We start from the raw sequence: 21196 nt of genomic DNA, 5'->3' as shown, positions 1-21196 counted from the left end.
GGAAACCGCTCCGCCTGCGCCCCATTGAAAGCGGGCGAGTTTGCAACGCTGCCCTTGCCGTCTGGGCACCGATTCGACTGGATTATCGAATGGCAGCCAGCAAGAAGAAGGTTGTACGCAAGGCAAGGAAGGGCGACGGGGTTCGCCAGGTCGCGGCGATTCCCTTTCGGCTGAACGAGCATGGCGATGTCGAGGTGATGCTGGTCACATCGCGAACGACGAGGCGCTTCATCGTACCGAAGGGCTGGCCGATGAAGGGCAAGAGCGGCCGCAAGGCAGCCACCATCGAAGCACAGGAAGAAGCCGGTGTTCTCGGCAAGACACTGAAACAGCCTGCCGGCACCTACCACTACTGGAAGCGGCTGGCGAACCGCTTCGTTCGCGTCGATGTCGTCGTCTATTTGCTTGAGGTAACCGAGGAACTTGCCAAGTGGCAAGAAGCCAAGAGACGGCAGCGGGCATGGCTGACGCCGACCGACGCGGCGTTGCTGATCGACGAGCCGGATCTTTCGACGCTGGTGAGGAACATCAGGATTGCCGAACTGGAGCATAATCCCAAAAAGCAGAGTCCGGCGTTCGGAAAAGATCCCGCTCAATAGAAGATGGAGGCATGCCCCGACTGTGTCGGGATGGAATTGGTTTTCCAGCGCCCGCCGCCCCCGTCTCTTGAACCGATGCCTCACTGACTGCCATCGTCTTCCTCGGGCAGAGGCCGCGCCGGCGTGCCGGTATAGGCCCACAGCCATTCGCGCGGCAGTGGCCCTTTGTTGCGTTCGCTCTCCTGCGACTGTTCCCATGCATGTGCGAGGATGCCGACGGAGCGCGACAGCACGAAAAGGCCCCGCGTCAGCGGCGGCGGGAAGCCGAGCTCGCCGTAGATGACGGCCGTGGCGCCGTCGATATTGAGCGGGATTTTTTTGCCCTTGCGCCGCGAAACCTCGGCCTCGACCATCTCGGCGATATCGGCGAAGCGCCCGCTGACGACGCCGCGCGCGGCAAAGTCACGGGTCAGCTCGATGAGGCGGGGCGCCCGCGGGTCGACCGGGTGGAAGCGATGGCCGAGCCCGGGCACATAACCGTCCTCCCCAGCAAGGAAATGATCAACCCGCAGCGACACGGCGCCCGTGAGGGGCACGCCGGCGTCCACTTCAGCGGCGATGTCGCCGTAGAAGGAAAGCGCCTGTTCGCCGGCGCCGCCATGCACATCGCCAAGCACGTTGATGGCAGATGCCATGGCGCTGTTGATGCCGACGCCGCACGTGATCGCCATGCGGGCGATGGCGATCGACGGCGCCTGCGGCCCATGGTCGACGGCAGCACCCAGCGCGATGCCGAGCAGCGCCGCCTGCTCCTCGCTCGGCAGTTCGCCGCGCAGCATGAGCCAGATCATTGCCGGAAAGCTGACGCGACCGATCAGATCCTGGATTTCATAGCCGCGCAGCCGGATGACGCCGGGGCGCATCTCGATGATGCCGGTCTGCCACCATTCCTCGCCGCGCGCGCGGCCAGCCTTGTTTTCCGTGTCGCTCATGGCTTCTTTTCCGTGCCGCTCATGCCTTCGCTCTTTTCTTGGCGCGTGGCGGCAGGTTGGCAAAAACTTCGTCCATATGCTCGCCCAGCCCCGGCGGCGGCCTGCTCGGCAAAGGTGCCTCGCCATCGACCATGAAGCCGCCGCGCACCACGGTCAGCGGCCTAGCCATCCCGGACACGGCCTGGAAGCGTACCGTCATGCCGCGCTCGATCACTTGTCTCTCTTGCAGTACCTGCGGGATTGTCAGCACCCGGCCTGCCGGCACGCCGGCGCGATTGAACGTCTCCTCCCAGGCGGCGGCCGAGCCGCTCGCCAAGGCATCCTCGATCAGCGCTTTCAATGCAATGCGGTTCTGCTTGCGCGTTTCGCGCTCGGCAAAGCGGACATCCGACGCCAACTCCGGCCGACCGATCAACCGGCACAGTGTGACGAACTGCTCTTGCTTGTTGGCGGCGATGTTGAGCAAGCCGTCGCCGGTGCGAAACGCGCCAGACGGTGCGGCCGTCATGTTTTCATTGCCCATCGGCTGCGGCTCGACGTCCGCCGTCAGATAGTTCGACACCGGCCAGCCGAGCGCAGAAAGCGTGCATTCGAGCATCGACACGTCGAGGAACGCGCCCTCGCCAGTCGTCTTCTGCTTGACCAGTGCGGCGGTAATGGCGAACGCCCCTACCAGCCCGCCAAGCGTATCGGCGACGGGATAGCCGACACGCAGCGGCGCCGTTTCCGGTGTACCGGTGATGCTCATGATGCCGGAAAGACCCTGGATGATCTGGTCGTAGGCTGGATTGTCGCGCATCGGCCCGGTCTGGCCGAAGCCCGATATCGCACAGTAGACAAGGCTTGGCCGGACCTCCTTCAGCCTGGCATGGCCAAGCCCCAGCCGGTCCATTACGCCGGGGCGGAAATTCTCGACCAGCGCGTCGGCCGAAGCGACCAGATCGAGGAAGCGTTCGCGGTCGGCCTCCTGCTTGAGATCGAGCGCCACCGAGCGTTTGCCGGCATTCTGCGCCAGGAACGAAGCGCCCATGCCCGCCCGGTTGAGCTCCGGCGAGGCGCCGAGCTGGCGCGCCAGATCACCACCTTGCGGCGTCTCGACCTTGATGACGTCGGCCCCGAGCAACGCCAGCTGGTAGGCGCAATAGGGGCCGGCCAGCACATTGGTCAGGTCAAGGACGCGGATGCCGGAAAGCAGGTCTGTCATGACGTCACGAACAGCTCAGGCATCGCCCGGCACGTGCTCCGGTCCACGCATGCGCCTGTGCTCGATGTAGGCCCAGATATGCGGTCCAACCAGCCCGATGAAGGCCAGCGTCAGCAGCGTCAGCGACAGCGGATGCTTGTAGAACACCGTCCAATCGCCGTTGGAGATGGTCATCGCGCGGCGGAACTGCGTTTCGGCAAGCGGCCCGAGAATCATGCCGATGATGACCGGCGCGGTCGGGAAATCGAAACGCCTCATCAGGAAGCCGGCGGCACCGAGCAGATAGAGGATGACGAGGTCGATCGGCGATTGCGAGATGCCGTAGGTGCCGACCGTGGCGAACACCAGGATGCCGGCATAGAGCTGCGGCGCCGGGATCTTCAGCAATCGCACCCAGAGCCCGATCAGCGGCAGGTTGAGGACGACGAGGATGACATTGGCGATGAACAGGCTGGCGATCAGCCCCCACACCAGGTCGGCCTGCGTCGTCAGCAGCAGCGGCCCCGGATTGATACCGTAGCTCTGGAACGCCGACAGCATGATCGCGGCCGTCGCCGAGGTCGGCAGGCCGAGCGTCAGCATCGGCACCAGCACGCCGGCCGCGGATGCATTGTTGGCCGCTTCCGGCCCGGCAACGCCCTCAATGGCGCCGACCGTGCCGAACTCCTCCTTGTGTCTGGAGAGTTTCTTCTCGATAGCATAGGAGAGGAAGGTCGGGATTTCGGCGCCGCCGGCCGGCATGGCGCCGATCGGGAAGCCGATCAGGGAGCCGCGCAGCCATGGCCTCCACGAGCGCGACCATTCAGCCGCGGTCATGTAGAGCGACCCTTTCAACGGCACGATGTCGTCCTTGCCGGCATAGCGGCGTGAGGCCATGTAAAGCGTCTCGCCAACGGCGAACAGGCCAACGGCGACGACGATGACGTCGACGCCGTCCAACAATTCGCTCATGCCGAAGGTGAAGCGCGGCTGCCCCGTCTGCAGGTCGACGCCTATCATGCCGACAACGAAGCCGACGAACAGGCTGGTCAGGCCGCGCACCGACGACGAGCCGAGCACTGCCGAAACCGTGATGAAGGCCAGCACCATCAGCGAGAAATATTCGGCCGGGCCGAAGGCCAGCGCGAATTTGACGACGATCGGCGCCAGGAAGGCAACGCCGATGGTGCCCAGCGTGCCGGCGACGAAGGAGCCGATCGCCGAGGTTGCCAGGGCCGCACCGCCGCGGCCGGAGCGGGCCATCCGGTTGCCTTCCAGCGCGGTGACGATGGTGGCGCTTTCGCCAGGCGTGTTGAGCAGGATCGATGTCGTCGAGCCGCCATACATGGCGCCGTAGTAGATGCCGGCAAACAGGATGAACGACGCCTCCGGCGCCACCTGGTAGGTGATCGGCAACAGCAGCGCGATGGTCAGAGCCGGCCCGAGGCCGGGCAGCACGCCGATCGCAGTCCCCAGCGTGGTGCCGACCAGGCACCACATGAGATTGATCGGCGAGAAGGCGACCGAAAATCCGTGCGCGAGATGGCCGAGCGTTTCCATGGCGTCAGCCCCTCAGCATGGCGACGACCGAATCGACGATCGCATTCAGCTGGTTTTCGATGAAGCCGGCACCGATATTGACGCCAAGCGCCCTGGCAAAGCCGAAATAGGCGGCCAGCGCCAGGATCAGCCCGAGCAGCACGTCACGCAGCGGACGCCGGCTGCCGAAACCGTGGCAGATGAGAACGAACATGATGACAGATGCAGCGGTAAAGCCGAGCGGCTGGATCAGCACCAGATTGGCGATCAGTCCGAGGGCGACGATGCCCATCGCCTTCCAGTCGGTCGGCGTCTCCTTTTCGTCCTCCGGCTGCCATCCGCCCCGCAAGGCGGCAATGATGAGCAGCAGCGACAGGATCATCATCCCGGTCATGGTGATGTAGGGAAAGACGGTCGGACCGACCTTGGAATAGAGCGGCGAGACCGGGATTGCCAGCGTCTGCCAGGCAACCGCACCCGCACAGGCGAGGAGCCCAACGCCGATCAGCAGTTCGGGCACTGCAAGGCGCGGCGGCGCCTGCTGGTCGCTGGTGCTCATCATCGTCCTCCCAATGCCAGCCCCGAGGGCCGGTTCTCCCTGGACTGGTCTCACTCGGCCGATCTCGGCCTAGTTTCACCTCCGGCGCCGCGTATGTCCATGCGGCTGGCGAAAGTCGGCAAGGGTTGGCGCAGGCCGCCCCTTGCCGAGAGCATCACGCCAGGCCGAGGTCCTTGAGGATCGTCCCGATGCGGGCCGTGTCTTCGGCGACGAATTTCGCATAATCGTCACCGGTGAGCAGGATCTGCGTCCAGTTACGGTTCTTGCATTCGGTGGCCCAGGCGTCGCTCTTGGCCATGGTCTCGATCAGCTTGATCATTGCTGCCTTGTCGGCGTCCGAGACGCCGGGCGGTGCGAAGACGCCGCGCCAGTTGAACAGCTCGACATCGATGCCGGCTTCCTTCATCGTCGGCGCATCAATTCCCTCCTGGCGTTTATCCGCGGAGATGGCCAGCAGCCGCAGCGCACCCGCCTTGACCTGTTCGGCGAACTCGCCATAGCCGGAGATGCCGGCCGCGACCTGGTTGCCGAGCAGCGCCGACAGCGCCTCGCCGCCGCCGGCAAACGGCACATAGGAGAGATTGGTGGCCGGAACACCGACGGTCTTGGCGATGAGGCCGAACAAGATGTGGTCCGAGCCGCCAGCCGAACCGCCGGCGACCGGAACCTGCGTCGGGTCGGCTTTGAGGGCGGCAACAAAGTCGGCCGCAGTCTTGAATGGCGAGGCGGCCGGCACCACAAGCGCCTCGAACTCGCCAGTAAGGCGGGCGATTGGCGTGACCTCGGTAAGGTTGTTAGCCGCCTTGTTGGCGATGATCGCGCCGACCATGACCATGCCAGCCACCATCAGCGCGTTGCCCTTGCCCTTCCACTGGTTGACGAATTGCGGCAGGCCGACAGTACCGCCGGCGCCGCCGACATTGGTGATCTGCGAGCCGGAGATCAGTTTTTCGCTGCGCAGCACCTGGTCCATGGCGCGCGCCGTCTGGTCCCAGCCGCCGCCCGGCGCCGCTGGCACGAAAATCTGCAGCTGCGGCGCGTCCTGCGCGAAGGCGGGGATAAAATGCGATGCCGCGAGTCCGGCAGCACCCGCTGCCGCGGTGCTCATCAAGAATCGGCGTCTGTTCAGCATGGGATTCCTCCAAATCGCGACACCTCCTCCGGTGCCTGCCAGAAACGTGGCCTGCCTTCAGACCCGCTCGATAAAATTCATGCAGAGTTTGCGTCTTCCTGTCAAAGACAGAACACGCCGCATGCGGCACAATCGGCCTGCGCGATTTTCAGGCTGGCGAACCGGACGCCCGAAGACGACGTGGCAGGCAGTGCCAAACAACATCCGTCAGGGTTGCCGCTCCAGCAGGATGGTCGGCTTGCCTTGGTAGACGGTTCGCAGCACTTCGCCATAACCACATTTTGCCGCGACGTTCAGCGATCCGGTGTTTTCCGGATCGATGATGCAGACGGTCTTCGCGGCGCCGAACGTCTCGTCGCCCCAGGCAAGCACCCGTGCGACGACTTCGCTGGCCAACCCGTGGCCATGCGCGCCCAAAACCAGAGCCCAGCCGGCCTCCGGAATGCCCTCGATCGACGGCGTCATGTCGCGTTTCAGATCATGAAAGCCGGCCTCGCCGATGAAGCGGCCAGTCGCTTTTTCCTCGATCGCCCAGAAGCCGTAGCCCAGAAGCGACCACAGGCCGGCGTGGCGCAGGAAGCGCATCCAGCTTTCCTCCCGCGTGCGCGGCTTGCCGCCGATAAAGCGGGTGACGGCGGGATCGGCCCACATCGCGACATAGGCGTCGAAATCGTCAAGCCGGTGCGGCCGCAGGACCGTGCGCGAGGTCTCAATTACTGGGGCGACAATTGTATGCGGACTGGCCATGGTCATGTCTCGGTTGTTGCCCGTGCAGGTCTTCCAAAAGTGGGGACAGCGACACGCCCGAGACGGGAAATCCAAATCCGTTGCGAAAAACAAGAGCCAAGGCTGTGTAGATCATCTTCCAGGCTGATGTGAATCCTGCCAGGCGGTGTTAGTTTTTCTCCAGTACTGGTTCAGGCGCGTTGGGTTTCGGCGCTGCCGTCCGACAGAGGGAAAACAGCATGGACACGACCGACCTTGTGCTTGCCATCTTCCATCATCTGCTGGTGTTTTCGCTGGCAGGCATCATCGGCGCCGAGTTCGTCCTGATCCGCAGCGACTTGTCCGCCGCGACGCTGAAGCGGCTTGTCGGCATCGATCGCCACTACGGCATCATCGCCATGCTGATCATCGTCGCAGGCATCGGCCGCGTCATCTATGGTCTCAAGGGCTGGGAATTCTACGTCTACAACTGGATGTTCTGGGCAAAGATGGCCGCCTTCGCAATTGTCGGCCTGTTGTCGATTATCCCGACCGTCCGATTCCTGTCCTGGAACAGGCAGGCGAGCGCCAGTCCCGGCTTCCAGGTGCCTGCGGCGGAGCTAGCGTCCGTTCGCAGCTATGTCCGCACCGAGGCCTTCATCTTCCTCTTGATCCCGGTGTTCGCGGCGGCGATGGCGCGCGGCTACGGTTATTAAGATAGGTCGGAGGAAGGGCATCGCGCGGCCCAACCTTTCCACTCATTTGCGCGGACAAACGTGCAGTTTGCCGTTCGAGGCTGATTGTCATTTGTCGGGTTGCGCTAGTTATTGCTCCATCTACATTCGGTTTTGAGAGGAACTCCGCGCAGCGGTTGGTAATTCGTATCCTGGGAGGAATCACGATGAGAAAATTCGTCGCCGCGCTGGCTGCCGTTGCGGCCGCCATGCTTTACCCACCGGCCGCTGGCGCGCAGACCTACCCCGAACGCACGATCAGCATTGTCGTGCCGTTTTCGGCCGGCGGCCCGACTGACACCGTCACGCGTCTTGTCGCGGAAGCCATGTCGAAGGACCTCGGCCAGCAGGTCATCGTCGAGAATGTCGGCGGCGCCGGCGGCACACTGGGCGCGGGCCGCGTCGCAAATGCCGAGCCTGACGGCTACACGCTGCTCCTCCATCACATCGGCATGGCGACAAGTGCTACGCTCTACAGAAAGCTCGCCTACGACACGCTGAACGCATTCGAATATGTCGGCCTCGTCACCGAGGTGCCGATGACCATCGTCGGCCGCAAGGACCTCGAGCCGACCGATCTGAAGGGGCTGGTCGACTACGCCAAGGCTAACAAGGACAGCATCACCGTTGCCAATGCCGGGATCGGTGCCGCCTCGCATCTGTGCGGCATGCTGTTTATGAGCGCCATCGGCACGCCGCTGGTCACCGTACCATATAAGGGCACCGGCCCGGCCATGACCGATCTTCTCGGTGGCCAGGTCGACATCATGTGCGACCAGACGACCAATACCACCAAGCAGATCCAGGGCGGCACGATCAAGGCTTATGCCGTAACCTCGCCGCAACGGCTAGACGTGCTGCCGGACGTGCCGACGACGATAGAGGCCGGTCTTCCCCAGGTGCAGGTCGGCATCTGGCACGGCATCTATGCACCCAAGGGCACGCCGGCCGAGATCACCGAACGCCTGTCGAAATCTCTGCAGGTGGCGCTGAAGGACCAGAACGTCGTCGCCCGATTTGCCGAACTCGGCACCAAGCCGTCGCCCGAGGCCGATGCCACGCCGGCCGCGCTCAAGGCCAAGCTGGAAAGTGAGATTGCGCGCTGGAAGCCGATCATCGAAGCGGCCGGCCAGTACGCCGACTAAAGGTTTTTAACGGGGCGCCGCCGGCGCCCCGTTTTTACACCGGCATCGGCACGCCCGTGAGGCGGGCCGGGAGGACGTCATGAAACCTTTCGCAATCGACAGAGCCAACGGCATATGCGCCGCGCTGTTGATCTTTATTGGCGTCTTTTTCGCGCTGCAGTCGCTGGGCCTCGAAATCGGCACCGCCTTTCGCATGGGGCCGGGCTATTTCCCCCTGGTTCTGGCGATCGTGCTCATTCTGCTCGGCGCCGTCATCCTAGTCGAGGCAGTGCGCTTCGAGAGCGAGCCGATCGGTTACATTGCGTGGCGCGGCATGCTGTTCATCCTGCCTGCTCCGATCTTCTTCGGCCTGACGGTGCGCGGCCTCGGCTTCATCCCATCGATCTTCCTGGCGGCGCTGATCGCATCGTTTGCCAGCGGCCGCATGAAGCCGCTGACCGCGCTCGTGCTGTCGGCCGGCCTGACGCTGTTCGCGTTCGCCATCTTCAGCTACGCACTCGGCCTGCCGTTCCGGCGTTTCGGCCCGTGGTTGCCACTGTCGTTGTGAGGAGATGAAATGGAACTCCTCAACAATCTCGCACTCGGCTTTTCGACGGCCACATCTTTGGCAAACCTCGGTTTCTGCCTGATCGGTGTCCTTCTCGGCACGCTGATTGGTGTCCTGCCCGGTATCGGCGCCACCGCAACCATTGCCATGCTGTTGCCGATCACCTTCCAGATCGGCGATCCGGTTTCCTCCCTGATCATGCTCGCCGGCATCTATTACGGCGCGCAGTATGGCGGCTCGACTACCGCTATTCTCATCAACATGCCTGGCGAATCCTCGTCGGCCGTCACCGCCATCGACGGCTACCAGATGGCCAGGAACGGCCGCGCCGGGGCGGCACTGGCGACCGCGGCGATAGGCTCGTTCTTTGCCGGCACGGTGTCGACCTTCCTCGTCGCCATCTTTGCCCCGCCGCTGACGGCGATAGCGTTGAAATTCGGTGCTGCCGAGTATTTTTCGCTGATGATTGTCGGTCTGGTCTCGTCCGTCGCGCTCGCCCACGGCTCGATCGTCAAGGCGCTGGCCATGGTCGTGCTCGGCCTGCTGCTCGGCCTTGTCGGCACCGATATCTACACCGGTACACCCCGTTTCACGCTCGGCATCCGCGAATATGCCGACGGGCTGAATTTCGTCGCAGTGGCGGTCGGTGTCTTCGGCGTCGCCGAGATACTGCGCAACCTCGAAAACGAGCATGAGCGTTCCGTGCTGATCCGAAAGATCTCCGGCCTTATGCCGACCCGCGAAGATTTTCGGCGCATGGCGGCTCCCATCGTGCGCGGAACGATCATCGGTTCGGCGCTCGGCATCCTGCCGGGAGGCGGCGCGATCCTTGCCGCCTTTGCCTCCTACACCGTCGAAAAACGTGTCTCGAAAAATCCCGGGGAATTCGGCAAGGGCGCCATCGAAGGCGTCGCCGGACCGGAATCGGCCAACAATGCCGGCGCCCAAACCTCCTTCATCCCGATGCTGACGCTCGGCATTCCGGCCAACCCGGTAATGGCGCTGATGATCGGCGCGATGATCATCCAGGGCATCGTGCCCGGCCCCAATGTCGCCATCGAACAGCCTGCACTGTTTTGGGGTATCATCACCTCGATGTGGATCGGCAATCTGATGCTGATCATCTTGAACCTGCCGCTGATCGGGCTTTGGGTGAAACTGCTTACGATCCCGTATTACGTGCTCTTCCCGATCATCATGGCGTTCTGCTCGATCGGCGTTTACAGCGTCAACACCAACGTCTACGACCTCTATGCCGTCGCCTTCTTTGGCTTGCTTGGCTACCTCCTGACCAAGCTGCGCTGCGAACCTGCGCCGCTGCTGCTCGGCTTCGTGCTCGGCCCGCTGCTCGAGGAAAACCTACGCCGCGCCATGATCCTCTCGCGCGGCGATCCGAGCACCTTCGTGACGCGGCCGATCAGCGCCAGCCTGCTCCTCATCGCGCTTGCCGTGCTCGTCATCGTGTTTCTCCCCGCGGTCAGGAAGAGGCGCGAGGAGGTGTTCGTCGAGGAGAGTTCCTGAATGTGGACGGCGCCACATAGGAGGAACTTCACAGTCACTTGGCGGGCACTGACTCAGTAGCCGCTTCTACTGGCCCGAGCGGCGCGATCTCGACCAGCGGTGCAGGCACGCTGGTCGTCTTTTCCTTGGCCTTGCAGATATCGGCGATGACGCAGGCCGGGCAATCCGGCTTGCGCGCCTTGCAGACATAGCGGCCGTGCAGGATCAGCCAATGATGCGCGTGCCGCATATATTCATCCGGAATGATCTTCAGGAAACCTTGCTCGACCTGTTCCGGCGTCTTGCCCGGCGCCAGGCCGAGCCTGTTACCGATGCGGAAGATGTGCGTGTCGACCGCCATCGTATGCTGGCCGAATGCCACGTTGAGCACGACGTTGGCGGTCTTGCGGCCGACACCCGGCAGCTCGACCAGTTGATCGCGATCCTCAGGCACCTCGCCGCCATGGTCGCGGATCAGCGCCTCCGACAGCGCGATGACGTTCTTGGCCTTGTTGCGCCACAGCCCGATGGTGCGGATATGGTCGCCGAGCTTGGCCTCGCCCAGCGCCAGCATTTTTTGCGGCGTGTCGGCAATTTTGAACAGCCCCCGCGTCGCCTTGTTGACGCCGGCGTCCGTCGCCTGAGCCGAAAGCACCACCGCCACCAACAGCGTGAAGGCGTTGATATGTTCGAGCTCGCCCCTCGGTTCCGGCCGCTGAACGGAAAAGCGCCGGAAAATCTCATGCACCTCGGCCGCGCTGTAAAGCGCCCGCGATCTCGCCGGCCGCGGACGCGGCTTGACGTTCGAGCCCTCGCGGCGGCCGGGCAACAGGTCTTTTTTTAGCGCAGAAGAGTTTTTGGGCTTGGGGCTTGTCATTGCCTTCCTATAATATTCCCCAATGAGCGACACAAACGCCTCATTTCAGGCCGACGAGCCATTTTTCCAGGCGCTGCTGACACCGCACCGGTCGCTGGGCAAGACCGGCTTTGCCATACTGATGGGCGCCCTGCTGTTCGGCTGGCTGGTGACCGGAGCTTTTTTTCTGTCGCGCGGCGCCTGGCCGGTGTTCGGCTTCTTCGGCCTCGACGTGATCGCCGTCTACATCGCCTTCCGCGCCAATTATCGTGCCGCCCGGGCTCGCGAGGAGGTATCGGTGTCGCGCACCAGCCTCGACATCCGCAAGACTGCCCCGTCAGGCAAATCGGAAGCACACCGCTTCAATCCGTTCTGGGCGCGCTTTTCGATCGCCCGCCACGCCGAGATCGGCATCACCAGAATGGCGGTCGAGGCGCAAGGAAAAACCGTCTCGATCGGCGGCTTTCTCAACCCCGCCGACCGCGAGAGTTTTGCCACCGCATTTTCGCGCGCTCTGGCAGCCGCCAAGGCGCGCTGAGCCAGCGTTTCAGAACCGATAGCGCAACAGCCTGCCGATCTTGCGCAATGCTGGAATGTATTTCCAAAGGCGAACAAACAGTTTCGCGAACCAGCGCATGCGAGCGGCATGTTCCGGCTTATAGGCAGGGATGTCCTCGACGAACCGCAGCTTCGGAACGGCTCGCTCCAACTCATGCGGGTTCTCGATGCTCCAATGGACCTCGGCACCGGTGGCGCGGAAGGAGGAATTGAGGCGAATGATCTTCAGGCCCAGGCGACTATAGGCATCGAAAACCAGTTCGCCGCTCGAAAGATGTCCCACCAAACGAGAAAACAGTTGCTGCCCCTCTTCGGCGCCCAGGTAGGGAGTCAGGCCTTCCGCCACGACTATGGCCGGGCGATCCCGAGGTACTTCGTTCAGCCATCCCGGTTCGGTGACCGACGAAGCGATCAGGTGGTAGTGATCCCGCACGGGATAGAGCTTGCGCCTGAGGTCGATGACTTCGGGATAGTCGACGTCGAACCAGTCCACGCCGGCTGGCGGATCGATACGGAATACGCGCGTATCGAGCCCACACCCGAGATGCAGTACGATGGCGTCAGGATTTCGGGCGAGAAAGTCCTGAACGCAGACGTCCAGCGTCTTTGCCCTGATTGCTAGACCGACGCCGAGATTGTTGTCGACCTTGAGCCGTGAGAAATCATAGTCGATGTTGCGCACCGCCTCGTCGGCAAAGTAGTCCCTGAGCAGCGAATTGGGCAGCCGGCTCTCCAGCGCCTTGCCGTAAAGTGTCAAAAGCAAAGTCTCCTTTGCCCCGGTCAGGTTTACTTTTTCACCAGCCACGACCGTCCTCCCCATTCAAAGCCCAGCTCTATCTGGGTACATGCCGCGGGAAAGCAAGTTTCGGGTGGTGATCGGCGCCGCGAAGGACGATATTCGCACTCAAGGAGATACTGCCATGAACGCCCAAATGCCTCTCAAAACGACAGCAATCCTTCAGAAAGACATCACGCCTGAAGGTGGAGACTACGAAATCGTCCGTCGTGCCATCGAAAAGATCAGCCTCGACTATCGCGACCAGCCTTCGTTGGAAGTGCTGGCCGAGGAGGTCGGCGAGACGCCGACCGGGCTGCAGAAGCTGTTCACCCGCTGGGCCGGCCTGTCGCCCAAGGCTTTTCTGCAGGCCGTCACCCTCGATCATGCGCGCAAGCTGCTCGATGCCGGCATGCCGCTGCTTGAAACCTCGTTCGAACTCGGCATGTCCGGCCCAGGCCGGCTGCACGATCTGTTCGTCACCCACGAAGCGATGTCGCCGGGCGATTACAAGACCCGCGGCGCAGGGCTCACCATCCGCTACGGCTATCATATCTCGCCTTTCGGCATCGCGCTGATCATGGTGACGGACCGCGGCCTTGCCGGCCTCGCCTTCAACGACCCCGGCGGCGAGCGTGCGGCCTTTGCCGACATGTCCAGCCGCTGGCCGAATGCGACCTATGTCGAGGACATGGCGGCGACGGCACCCTATGCCGCGCGCATCTTCGATCCGTCGCTGTGGCGCGCCGACCAGCCGCTGCGCGTTGTCATGATCGGCACAGACTTCCAGGTCCGTGTCTGGGAGGCCTTGCTGCGCATTCCGATGGGCCAGGCCTGCACCTATTCCTCGATCGCCGCGCGCATCGGCGCACCGAGTGCCAGCCGGGCTGTCGGTGCCGCGGTCGGTGCCAATCCGATGTCCTTCGTCGTGCCGTGCCACCGGGCTCTCGGCAAGTCCGGCGCACTCACCGGCTACCATTGGGGTCTGACCCGCAAACGCGCCATCCTCGGCTGGGAGGCGGGACAGGTCTCTTCTTGAATAGCCAACGAATGGAACGATTGGAGCGATGCAAGGACCGCTAGGGTGACAAGCAGCGATCTTACGGAGTAGCTTCCCGCGCAATTAGAGTGGTATGCGCTAGCGGGAGGCACTACTTGATCGTCGTCATCGGCTCCATCAATCTCGATCTCATCGCCAGTGTCGACCGCTTGCCCGGCCCCGGCGAGACCGTGCGCGGCTCCGGTTTCGCTACTGCCCCCGGCGGCAAGGGCGCCAACCGGGCGGTGGCCGCCGCCCGCGCCGGCGCCAAGGTGCGCATGGTCGGCGCGGTCGGCAAGGACAGCTTCGCCAGCGACGCTCTGGCGCTGCTGCGCGACGGCAAGATCGACCTGTCCGGCGTCGGCGAGACCTTTGCCTCGACCGGTACCGCGTTGATCATGGTCGGCGCCGACGGCGAGAACGTGATCGCCGTTGTGCCGGGCGCCAATGATTCGGTCGTGCCGGGTGACCTTTCCAAGGCTTTCGTAAAAAACGGCGACGTCGTGCTGCTGCAACTGGAGATCCCGCTGCAGACCGTCGAGGCAGCACTCGACGCGGCAAGCACGGCCGCCGCGATCACCGTGCTCAACACCGCACCTTTCCATGGCGACGCGGCCGGCTTCCTCGGCAAGGCCGACTATCTCGTCGCCAACGAAACCGAGTTCGACCTCTATGGCGAGGCGCTGTCGTTGAATGGCCGCGACCGCCCGGCACGGATGCGCGACTATGCCGCGAGAACCGGCCGCACCATCGTCGTCACGCTTGGCTCGGACGGCGTTCTGGCGGCAACGCCGGACGATCTCCTGATGGTTCCGGCGCTGAAGATCACCCCGCTCGACACGGTCGGTGCCGGCGACACGTTCTGCGGCTATTTTGCAGCCGGGCTGGCAGCCGGCCTGCCGCTCGACCAGGCGCTAGCCCGCGCTGCCGCAGCCGGTTCGCTGGCCTGCCTGAAAGCCGGTGCACAGCCGGCCATCCCGCTGGCCAGGGACGTCGATGCCGCCCTGCAGAAATCTGCAGGCTAAAGCGGGATGACAGCCATGCGCCCGACGACGAAGCACGCGGTGCCGCCCGCCGGCGACATCTGCCGCCTGTCTGCCGTGGCGCTTGCCGGGAAGATCAGGCGCCGGCAGCTTTCGGTGCGCGAAGTCGTCGCGGCATTCCTCGACAGGATCGAGGCGGTGAACCCGCTGGTCAACGCTATCGTTTCATTGCGTGAGCGTGCCGACATCCTGCGCGAGGCCAACAGCGCTGACGCTCATCTGGCGCGAGGAGGAGATACCGGATCGCTGTTCGGCCTGCCGATCGCGATCAAGGATCTTGCGCTGACAAAAGGCCTGAGAACCGCCTTCGGCTCGCCGATCTTCGCCGATTTTGTGCCTGAGGAAGACGACTTCTTCGTCGAGCGCGTCCGCAAGGCCGGCGCGATCATCATCGGCAAGACCAACGTTCCCGAATTCGGGCTCGGCTCCAACACCTACAACACCGTGTTCGGACAGACGCTCAACGCATTTGACCCGGCGCTGACCGCCGGCGGCTCGAGCGGCGGTGCGGCGGTCGCGCTGGCGCTCGACATGGTTCCCGTTGCCGATGGCAGCGATTTTGGCGGTTCCCTGCGCAATCCCGCTGCCTACAACAATGTCTATGGCTTCCGTCCATCGCAGGGATTGGTGCCGGCCGGCCCTGACCTTGATGTGTTTCTTGCGCAAATGGGCGTCGAAGGGCCGATGGGGCGTAGCGTGCGTGACATGGCGTTGCTGCTCGACGTTCAGGCCGGCTATCATCCTCGCGCGCCGCTGTCGCATGATAAGCCAGGCTCGTTCCTCGAAGGGCTGGAAGCACCGGCGGCCGGCGGGCGCATCGCCTGGCTCGGCGATCTCGAAGGCCATCTGCCGGTTGAAGCAGGCATACTACAGCTTTGCGAGGCAGCACTCGGCCGGTTCGCGGATGTATCCTTCGAGGCCGAGCCGCTGATACCGGAATTCGACTTCGAAGCGCTGTGGCAAGCCTTTGTAACGCTTCGCCAGGCGAGCAGCGGTTGTGCGCTCAAGGCGCATTACGACGATCCCTCGAAACGCAGCCTGCTGAAGCCGGAGGCCGTGTGGGAGGTGGAACATGCACTGCGCCTCACCGCGCCGCAGATCCACGCCGCCACTGTGAGGCGCTCGTCCTGGCATCGAATGCTGCTGTCGCTCTTCGAACGTTTCGACCTGATTGCGCTGCCAGCCGCACAGGTCTTTCCCTTCGATGTCGTCACCCACTGGCCAAGGCAAGTGGCCGGGCGTGCCATGGACAGCTATCATCGCTGGATGCAGGTTTCAGCGTTCGCCACGCTGGGCGGCTGCCCGGCGATCAATGTGCCGGCGGGCTTCGACGCCAGGGGCAGGCCAATGGGCATGCAATTGATCGGGCGGCCGCGCGGTGACCTCTCCGTGCTGAGGGCGGCTGCCGCCTATGAGACAACGCTGCCATGGCAGGCCGGCGCCTGCTGAAATCAACTCCGCATTGTCGGCGCCTCGCCGGCTTGCACGCAACTCATCGCCATGCATTGATCGCGACAGCGCGCCGCACGAGCGGCATCTGTGGAGGGAAAAATGTCGTTGGAACTCTACGCCACCTATGTCGTCGCCTGCATCGTCATCATCCTGGTGCCGGGGCCGACGGTGACGCTGATCATTGCCAACAGCATCCGCCACGGCTCGCGCGCAGGGCTCGCCAATGTCGCCGGCACCCAGGCCGGGCTAGCCATCATGATCGCCATCGTCGGCATCGGATTGACTTCGCTGATCGCGGGCATGGGCCACTGGTTCGAGTGGGTCCGGCTGATCGGCGCCGCCTACCTGATCTGGATGGGCGTGCAGATGTTCCGCTCGAAAGGCAAGCTGAACGCCGACGGAACGGCAAAAAGGCCACGTGGCGGCTTCTTCCTGCAGGGCCTGCTGGTGGCGATCAGCAATCCAAAGACGCTAGTGTTCTTCGGCGCCTTCTTTCCGCAGTTCATCGCTCCCGAAGGCAATTACGCACTACAGATCGGCGTCATGGGTCTCACCGCGATGATCTTCGCCGCAGTCTCGGATTCGACCTACGCGCTGGCCGCCGGCCGCGCCGGACGCCTGCTGTCGGCCGGCCGCGTCAAGCTCTTGTCGAGGATCAGCGGCAGCTTCCTGGTCGGCGGCGGCCTGTGGCTGGCCTTTTCCAAGGCGAAGTAACGGCCGCGAGCCCGGCGACGCCAACAGCAACATCCTGGAATAGGAAAGCCGATTGAAAGTCGGCCTTCAGGCCACCACATGGATCAACAGTTGGGGATTCATGTCTATGCCGTGGAGTTACGCGGATTTGAAAAGGAACGCGTTTGGCGTGATCCTGTTCATCGCTTTGTTCGCGGCGATGGTTCCGTCGGCTCTGAACAAATGGGCGAATGACGCAAGTCCGATCCGATCGGTCGACCCGGTCGATGCGACGATCAAAAGTGGACAGGGTAAAGGGCGCAATATCCAATATCTGCTGGTCCTTGAGAACGGTTCGACGGTCCTCGTTTACGACGACCTCCCGCATCTGATCGGCTCGCGCGTAGGCATCGAGCGCGTCACGCGCGACAATGGCTTCGTCTTTTACCGGTTTGCAAATTGAACGACGATCGATCGATAAGCTGTTTTCAAAGGTGACGCGAGTGACATGGCTTTTTCGGGGAATCGCTCTTGAACAAAGCCCCTATGCTACTCAACTCTAAGGTATGGGGCCGGCAAATCTTTCTCTTAGAACCCGCATTCTTTTGCTTCGGGAAGAGTTTCGCGACAGAGTTGTTGGCACCGCAATCTTGTGTGCGCTCGCTCTCGCGATCGCTGTGCCGATTGTAACCAGGCAGAACAGTCCGATCACTGGCACACAACTCGTAGGAGGCACCGTCGAAGATGTTGCGACGATGCCTCTAAATCCGAGGGGTTCCGTCGGACATGGACTTTATTATAGATATGAAGTCCGCCTCTATGAGGGCAACGCTCGGATATTTGTCGATGGTGAGGTGGAACACCCCACATGATTGGATCGGAAGTCTCGATCGAAGAACAACAACGCCAGGACGGTACCACCACCTACCGCCTGCTCAACTACTGAGCAGCCCTAAAGCCGCCCCAGCCGTTCCAGCAACAGCGCGAAAAACGCATCATGGTCGATGTCGCGCATCACCATGGCGTTCTTCGGCCGCTTGGTCACCCCCCACCAGTCGATCACCGTCATGCCCATGGTGAGCTCCGAGGCGGTTTCCACGCTGACATTGCAGTTGCGCCCCTTGAACAGCTTCGGCTTCAGCAGATACGCGATCACGCAAGGATCGTGCAGCGGGCCGCCGTCGGTACCGTATTTCTCCTCGTCGAAACGTTCGAAGAATTCCAGCATGTCCGCGGTGGCCGTGCCGACCCTGGTGCCGAGCTTGCGGAAGGCCTTCGTACGCTTGGCGGTGGTCAGCGCCTTGTGGGTGACGTCGAGCGGCATCATCACGATCGGAATGCCGGATTTGAACACGACATCGGCAGCATGCGGATCGACATAGATGTTGAACTCGGCGGTCGGCGTGACGTTGCCGCCCTCGAAGAAGCCGCCGCCCATCAGCACGATTTCCTTGATGCGCGGCGCGATTTTCGGCTCGCGGATCAGCGCCAGCGCAACGTTGGTGAGCGGCCCGAGCGCGCACAGCGTGATCGTGCCGCTCTCCTCGTTCATCAGCGTCTCAACGATGAAATCAACCGCATACTCGTCCTGCAGTTTCATCTTTGGTTCGGGCAGTTGCGGCCCGTTGAGGCCGGTCTTGCCATGCACTTCCTCGGCGGTGACGAGTTCGCGCGCCAGCGGCCGGATGGCGCCTGCATAGACCTTGACGTCCGGCCGGCCGGCCAGCTCGCAGATCTTGCGGGCGTTTTTTTCGGTAAGTTTCAGCGGCACGTTGCCGGCCACCGCGGTGATGCCGACGATCTCCAGCTCGGCGCTGCCCAGCGCCAGCAATATGGCGACGGCATCGTCCTGGCCGGGGTCAGTGTCGATGATGATCCTGCGGGATTGGGGCATTTCAATTCCTTGTTTTGGCAAGTCTTTTTGGGCGGGACGTGTGACGGCTTGAAGTCTGCCGGGCGGCGGACCATATCAAGACCATCGGGAAAAATGCCATCCGGGTTTTTCCACTTTATGTCGCTCTTGAGAGGACACTGTAACATGAGCCGAATGACGCCTTTTTCCAGCCCGCTTCTCCTCGGTTTCGATTCCATGGAAAAGACGCTGGAGCGGTTGGCAAAGTCCGGTGACAGCTATCCTCCCTACAACATCGAGCGCCTCAGCGGTGCCGACGGCAAAACCGAAAGGCTGCGTATCACGCTCGCCGTCGCCGGTTTCGCGGAAAGCGATCTCGATGTCACAACGGAGGAGAACCAGTTGGTCGTGCGCGGCCGTCAGAACGACGACACCGAGCGCGAATTCCTCCACCGCGGCATCGCCGCGCGCCAGTTTCAGCGCTGTTTCGTGCTGGCCGACGGCATGCGGGTGATTGCGGCGGAATTGAAGAACGGCCTTCTGTCGATCGATCTCGATCGGCCGGAATCCGAACGGCTGGTACGAAAAATAAACATATCGGTGAAAGACTGATTTTTGCCGATAGCTCTCATGCGGGATGGCCTTGAGCGGCATCTCGCGGCAAGGAGGCTTGAAATGACCAGAACTAACGAAAATATCATCATGACCAGCGGCGAATTCGCCCATCTCGGCGAAGGTTCTGTCGCCTATCTCAGGAAAGTGTCGAGCGACGATCTGCGCGGCCGTTTCCCGGGCCTCGGCGAAATCGCGCCCGGGCTGGAACTGTGGGCCCTGTTTGCCGCCAATGGCCAGCCGATCCTGCTTTCGGACGCTCGCGACCGGGCACTGGCTGGCGCGCTGGAAAACGATCTGACCCCGGTCGCTATCCACTAACGTCGTTATCCACTGACAAATACGGCGCAGCGATCTGGTTGGAAACGGACAGGGCCGCTCACGGCGGCCCTTCAACGGATTTAATCAAAACCTCAGGCGGCGTGCGAGGCCTGTGTGTCCGACAGCAGCGCGTGGATGGCTACGGCGTCGCGCGTGCCCCTGATCTTGGCAACCGTGTCGGCGTCGCGCAGCACCCGCGCAATGCGCGACAGCGCCTTGAGGTGGTCGGCGCCGGCGCCTTCGGGAGCCAAAAGCAGAAACACCAGGTCGACCGGCTGATCATCGAGGGCCTCGAAGTCCACCGGTGTCTCCAGCCGGGCAAAAACGCCGGCGATCCGCTTCACCCCGGCCAGCTTGCCGTGCGGAATGGCGATGCCGTTGCCGACGCCGGTGGAGCCGAGCCGCTCGCGCTGCAGGATGGTGTCGAACACCTCTCGCTCCGGAATGCCGGAAATCGCCGCCGCCCTTTCGGACAGCAATTGCAGCAGCTGCTTTTTGGAGTTCGCCTTCAACGCCGGCATGATTGCCGGAACGCTGACGAGATCGCTCAGATCCATGCTTGAAATCCCTTGTTCGCCTGCCGTCGCCAGTCCCCACGCTCGCGTGCGGCTGGTTTTTACCCCTGCGCGACCTTGGCCGTGGACGGGTCGATCCAGCCAATATTCCCGTCCGGCCGGCGATAGACGATGTTGAGATGGTCGTTTCCGGCATTGCGGAAGACCAGGACCGGGCTGTCCTTGGTGTCGAGTTCGATCACCGCTGACGCCACCGACATGGTCCGCAGCGTCATGGTCGATTCGGCGACGATGGCCGGCGCGAAATTCTCCGGTATGTCCTCCTCGTCGTCGGCAAGCGGCGCCATCACCGTATAGGCGACGTCGGTGAGCTCGCCGTTGCTATTGCCTGAATTGTGCGACTTCAGCCGGCGCTTGTAGCGCCTGAGGCGTGTTTCCAGACGGTCCGCCGCGGTATCGAAGGCAAGCGTTGGATCCTGGGCATCGCCGGTCGCCTGCAGCGAAGCACCGGAGTCCAGCCGGATCATGCAATCGGCCGTGTAGCGCGACCCCGATTTGACGACTACGATTTGCCCTGAAAAGCCCCGATCGAAATATTTCCCGATCACTTCCCCGACACGGTCGTTGATGCGCGTACGGAACGCATCGCCGATATCCATGTGTTTTCCCGATATGCGCAGTGTCATCTGAAAACTGACCTTCCTTGCTCAGGCTTCAAACTGTCCCGAGTTTATACTCGTGGTCCGCGCGCACAAGCTTTTGCGGCGTCACTTGCGCCGATTTTAGATCCGAACTTTCCGGTTGATCACAAGCCGCCTTCTTGGCCGTCCCGTGGCCTACATCGTGACGGACCATCTCTCGTGCGGGCATCGGCGAACTCAAATCCACTCGCCAGCCCGTCCCATGCGGGCGGGCTTCTAGCCACT

General features: G+C 62.8%; 24 protein-coding genes. 13 read left to right on the top strand and 11 right to left on the bottom strand.

What is annotated here, in order from left to right; genetic code table 11:
- The first annotated feature begins 89 nt into the window (after positions 1-89).
- A complete protein-coding gene (locus NKH59_RS14075) occupies positions 90-599 on the top strand; it encodes an NUDIX hydrolase (protein ID WP_352469451.1) in 510 nt (169 codons plus the stop codon).
- A gap of 80 nt (positions 600-679) precedes the next feature.
- On the opposite strand, the gene NKH59_RS14070 is transcribed toward NKH59_RS14075, so the two are convergent.
- The 6 genes from NKH59_RS14070 to NKH59_RS14045 form a co-directional block, all read right to left on the bottom strand.
- Positions 680-1531: a citryl-CoA lyase gene (locus NKH59_RS14070; RefSeq protein ID WP_352469450.1), complete on the bottom strand. Its 852-nt coding sequence runs from the start codon at positions 1529-1531 to the stop codon at positions 680-682.
- Positions 1532-1550: 19 nt separating this feature from the next.
- Positions 1551-2735 (bottom strand): CaiB/BaiF CoA transferase family protein, encoded by a 1185-nt coding sequence (locus NKH59_RS14065; protein WP_352469449.1) that lies wholly within the window; start codon positions 2733-2735, stop codon positions 1551-1553.
- Between the two features lie 15 nt (positions 2736-2750).
- The gene (locus tag NKH59_RS14060; RefSeq protein WP_352539407.1) at positions 2751-4274 is read right to left on the bottom strand and encodes a tripartite tricarboxylate transporter permease; all 1524 of its coding nucleotides are present in this window, start codon (positions 4272-4274) and stop codon (positions 2751-2753) included.
- Positions 4275-4278: 4 nt separating this feature from the next.
- The gene (locus NKH59_RS14055; RefSeq protein ID WP_352502673.1) at positions 4279-4812 is read right to left on the bottom strand and encodes a tripartite tricarboxylate transporter TctB family protein; all 534 of its coding nucleotides are present in this window, start codon (positions 4810-4812) and stop codon (positions 4279-4281) included.
- 154 nt (positions 4813-4966) lie between these two features.
- Positions 4967-5944: a Bug family tripartite tricarboxylate transporter substrate binding protein gene (locus NKH59_RS14050; RefSeq protein ID WP_352453995.1), complete on the bottom strand. Its 978-nt coding sequence runs from the start codon at positions 5942-5944 to the stop codon at positions 4967-4969.
- Positions 5945-6151: 207 nt separating this feature from the next.
- A complete protein-coding gene (locus NKH59_RS14045) occupies positions 6152-6691 on the bottom strand; it encodes a GNAT family N-acetyltransferase (RefSeq protein WP_352469446.1) in 540 nt (179 codons plus the stop codon).
- A 218-nt stretch (positions 6692-6909) separates the two neighbouring features.
- Here NKH59_RS14045 and NKH59_RS14040 point away from each other — a divergent pair, with 218 nt between their 5' ends.
- The 4 genes from NKH59_RS14040 to NKH59_RS14025 all read left to right on the top strand — a co-directional run bounded on the left by NKH59_RS14040 (position 6910) and on the right by NKH59_RS14025 (position 10596).
- Positions 6910-7365, top strand: a complete 456-nt coding sequence (locus NKH59_RS14040) for a DUF2214 family protein (RefSeq protein ID WP_352469445.1) — start codon at positions 6910-6912, stop codon at positions 7363-7365.
- A 185-nt stretch (positions 7366-7550) separates the two neighbouring features.
- Positions 7551-8528, top strand: a complete 978-nt coding sequence (locus tag NKH59_RS14035; protein WP_352469444.1) for a tripartite tricarboxylate transporter substrate-binding protein — start codon at positions 7551-7553, stop codon at positions 8526-8528.
- A gap of 79 nt (positions 8529-8607) precedes the next feature.
- Positions 8608-9075, top strand: coding sequence for a tripartite tricarboxylate transporter TctB family protein (locus NKH59_RS14030; protein ID WP_352469443.1), 468 nt, complete (start codon positions 8608-8610; stop codon positions 9073-9075).
- A gap of 9 nt (positions 9076-9084) precedes the next feature.
- On the top strand, positions 9085-10596 hold the full coding sequence (locus tag NKH59_RS14025) for a tripartite tricarboxylate transporter permease (RefSeq protein ID WP_352539408.1): 1512 nt from the start codon (positions 9085-9087) through the stop codon (positions 10594-10596).
- 34 nt (positions 10597-10630) lie between these two features.
- On the opposite strand, the gene nth is transcribed toward NKH59_RS14025, so the two are convergent.
- Positions 10631-11452 carry an endonuclease III gene (gene nth, locus NKH59_RS14020; protein ID WP_352539409.1) on the bottom strand — a complete coding sequence of 274 codons (822 nt, stop codon included), beginning with the start codon at positions 11450-11452 and terminating at the stop codon, positions 10631-10633.
- A 22-nt stretch (positions 11453-11474) separates the two neighbouring features.
- Here nth and NKH59_RS14015 point away from each other — a divergent pair, with 22 nt between their 5' ends.
- A complete protein-coding gene (locus NKH59_RS14015; protein ID WP_023675281.1) occupies positions 11475-11969 on the top strand; it encodes a DUF2244 domain-containing protein in 495 nt (164 codons plus the stop codon).
- Between the two features lie 9 nt (positions 11970-11978).
- Here NKH59_RS14015 and NKH59_RS14010 read toward each other — a convergent pair whose 3' ends face one another.
- Positions 11979-12794 carry a class I SAM-dependent methyltransferase gene (locus NKH59_RS14010; protein ID WP_352469440.1) on the bottom strand — a complete coding sequence of 272 codons (816 nt, stop codon included), beginning with the start codon at positions 12792-12794 and terminating at the stop codon, positions 11979-11981.
- Between the two features lie 115 nt (positions 12795-12909).
- Here NKH59_RS14010 and NKH59_RS14005 point away from each other — a divergent pair, with 115 nt between their 5' ends.
- The 5 genes from NKH59_RS14005 to NKH59_RS13985 all read left to right on the top strand — a co-directional run bounded on the left by NKH59_RS14005 (position 12910) and on the right by NKH59_RS13985 (position 17433).
- On the top strand, positions 12910-13803 hold the full coding sequence (locus NKH59_RS14005; RefSeq protein WP_352453988.1) for a methylated-DNA--[protein]-cysteine S-methyltransferase: 894 nt from the start codon (positions 12910-12912) through the stop codon (positions 13801-13803).
- Positions 13804-13919: 116 nt separating this feature from the next.
- Positions 13920-14828, top strand: coding sequence for a ribokinase (locus NKH59_RS14000; RefSeq protein WP_353022184.1), 909 nt, complete (start codon positions 13920-13922; stop codon positions 14826-14828).
- A 6-nt stretch (positions 14829-14834) separates the two neighbouring features.
- Complete coding sequence (locus tag NKH59_RS13995; protein WP_352539411.1) at positions 14835-16295, top strand: amidase; 1461 nt, start codon at positions 14835-14837, stop codon at positions 16293-16295.
- A 102-nt stretch (positions 16296-16397) separates the two neighbouring features.
- The gene (locus NKH59_RS13990; protein ID WP_292663261.1) at positions 16398-17012 is read left to right on the top strand and encodes a LysE family translocator; all 615 of its coding nucleotides are present in this window, start codon (positions 16398-16400) and stop codon (positions 17010-17012) included.
- Between the two features lie 52 nt (positions 17013-17064).
- Positions 17065-17433, top strand: a complete 369-nt coding sequence (locus NKH59_RS13985; protein ID WP_352469435.1) for a hypothetical protein — start codon at positions 17065-17067, stop codon at positions 17431-17433.
- 489 nt (positions 17434-17922) lie between these two features.
- On the opposite strand, the gene NKH59_RS13980 is transcribed toward NKH59_RS13985, so the two are convergent.
- Positions 17923-18864 (bottom strand): nucleoside hydrolase, encoded by a 942-nt coding sequence (locus NKH59_RS13980; RefSeq protein WP_352469434.1) that lies wholly within the window; start codon positions 18862-18864, stop codon positions 17923-17925.
- Between the two features lie 144 nt (positions 18865-19008).
- On the opposite strand from NKH59_RS13980, the gene NKH59_RS13975 reads away from it, so the two are divergent.
- Entirely contained in the window at positions 19009-19434 is a 426-nt protein-coding gene (locus NKH59_RS13975; protein ID WP_023675270.1) for an Hsp20 family protein, read from the top strand.
- Positions 19435-19497: 63 nt separating this feature from the next.
- Positions 19498-19755, top strand: a complete 258-nt coding sequence (locus NKH59_RS13970) for a BQ00720 family protein (protein WP_023675269.1) — start codon at positions 19498-19500, stop codon at positions 19753-19755.
- 92 nt (positions 19756-19847) lie between these two features.
- Here the strand turns inward: NKH59_RS13970 and ptsN are convergent, their stop codons facing one another.
- Both ptsN and hpf read right to left on the bottom strand, forming a co-directional pair.
- The gene (gene ptsN / locus NKH59_RS13965; RefSeq protein WP_023675268.1) at positions 19848-20312 is read right to left on the bottom strand and encodes a PTS IIA-like nitrogen regulatory protein PtsN; all 465 of its coding nucleotides are present in this window, start codon (positions 20310-20312) and stop codon (positions 19848-19850) included.
- A gap of 59 nt (positions 20313-20371) precedes the next feature.
- Positions 20372-20956 (bottom strand): ribosome hibernation-promoting factor, HPF/YfiA family, encoded by a 585-nt coding sequence (hpf, locus tag NKH59_RS13960; protein WP_023675267.1) that lies wholly within the window; start codon positions 20954-20956, stop codon positions 20372-20374.
- Positions 20957-21196 lie beyond the last annotated feature (240 nt).

It is taken from the genome of Mesorhizobium sp. M0998, assembly GCF_040318885.1.
In the GTDB taxonomy this organism is placed as follows: domain Bacteria; phylum Pseudomonadota; class Alphaproteobacteria; order Rhizobiales; family Rhizobiaceae; genus Mesorhizobium.
The sequence above is the reverse complement of the archived record's forward strand: the minus strand, read 5'-3'. Positions and strand labels throughout refer to the sequence as shown.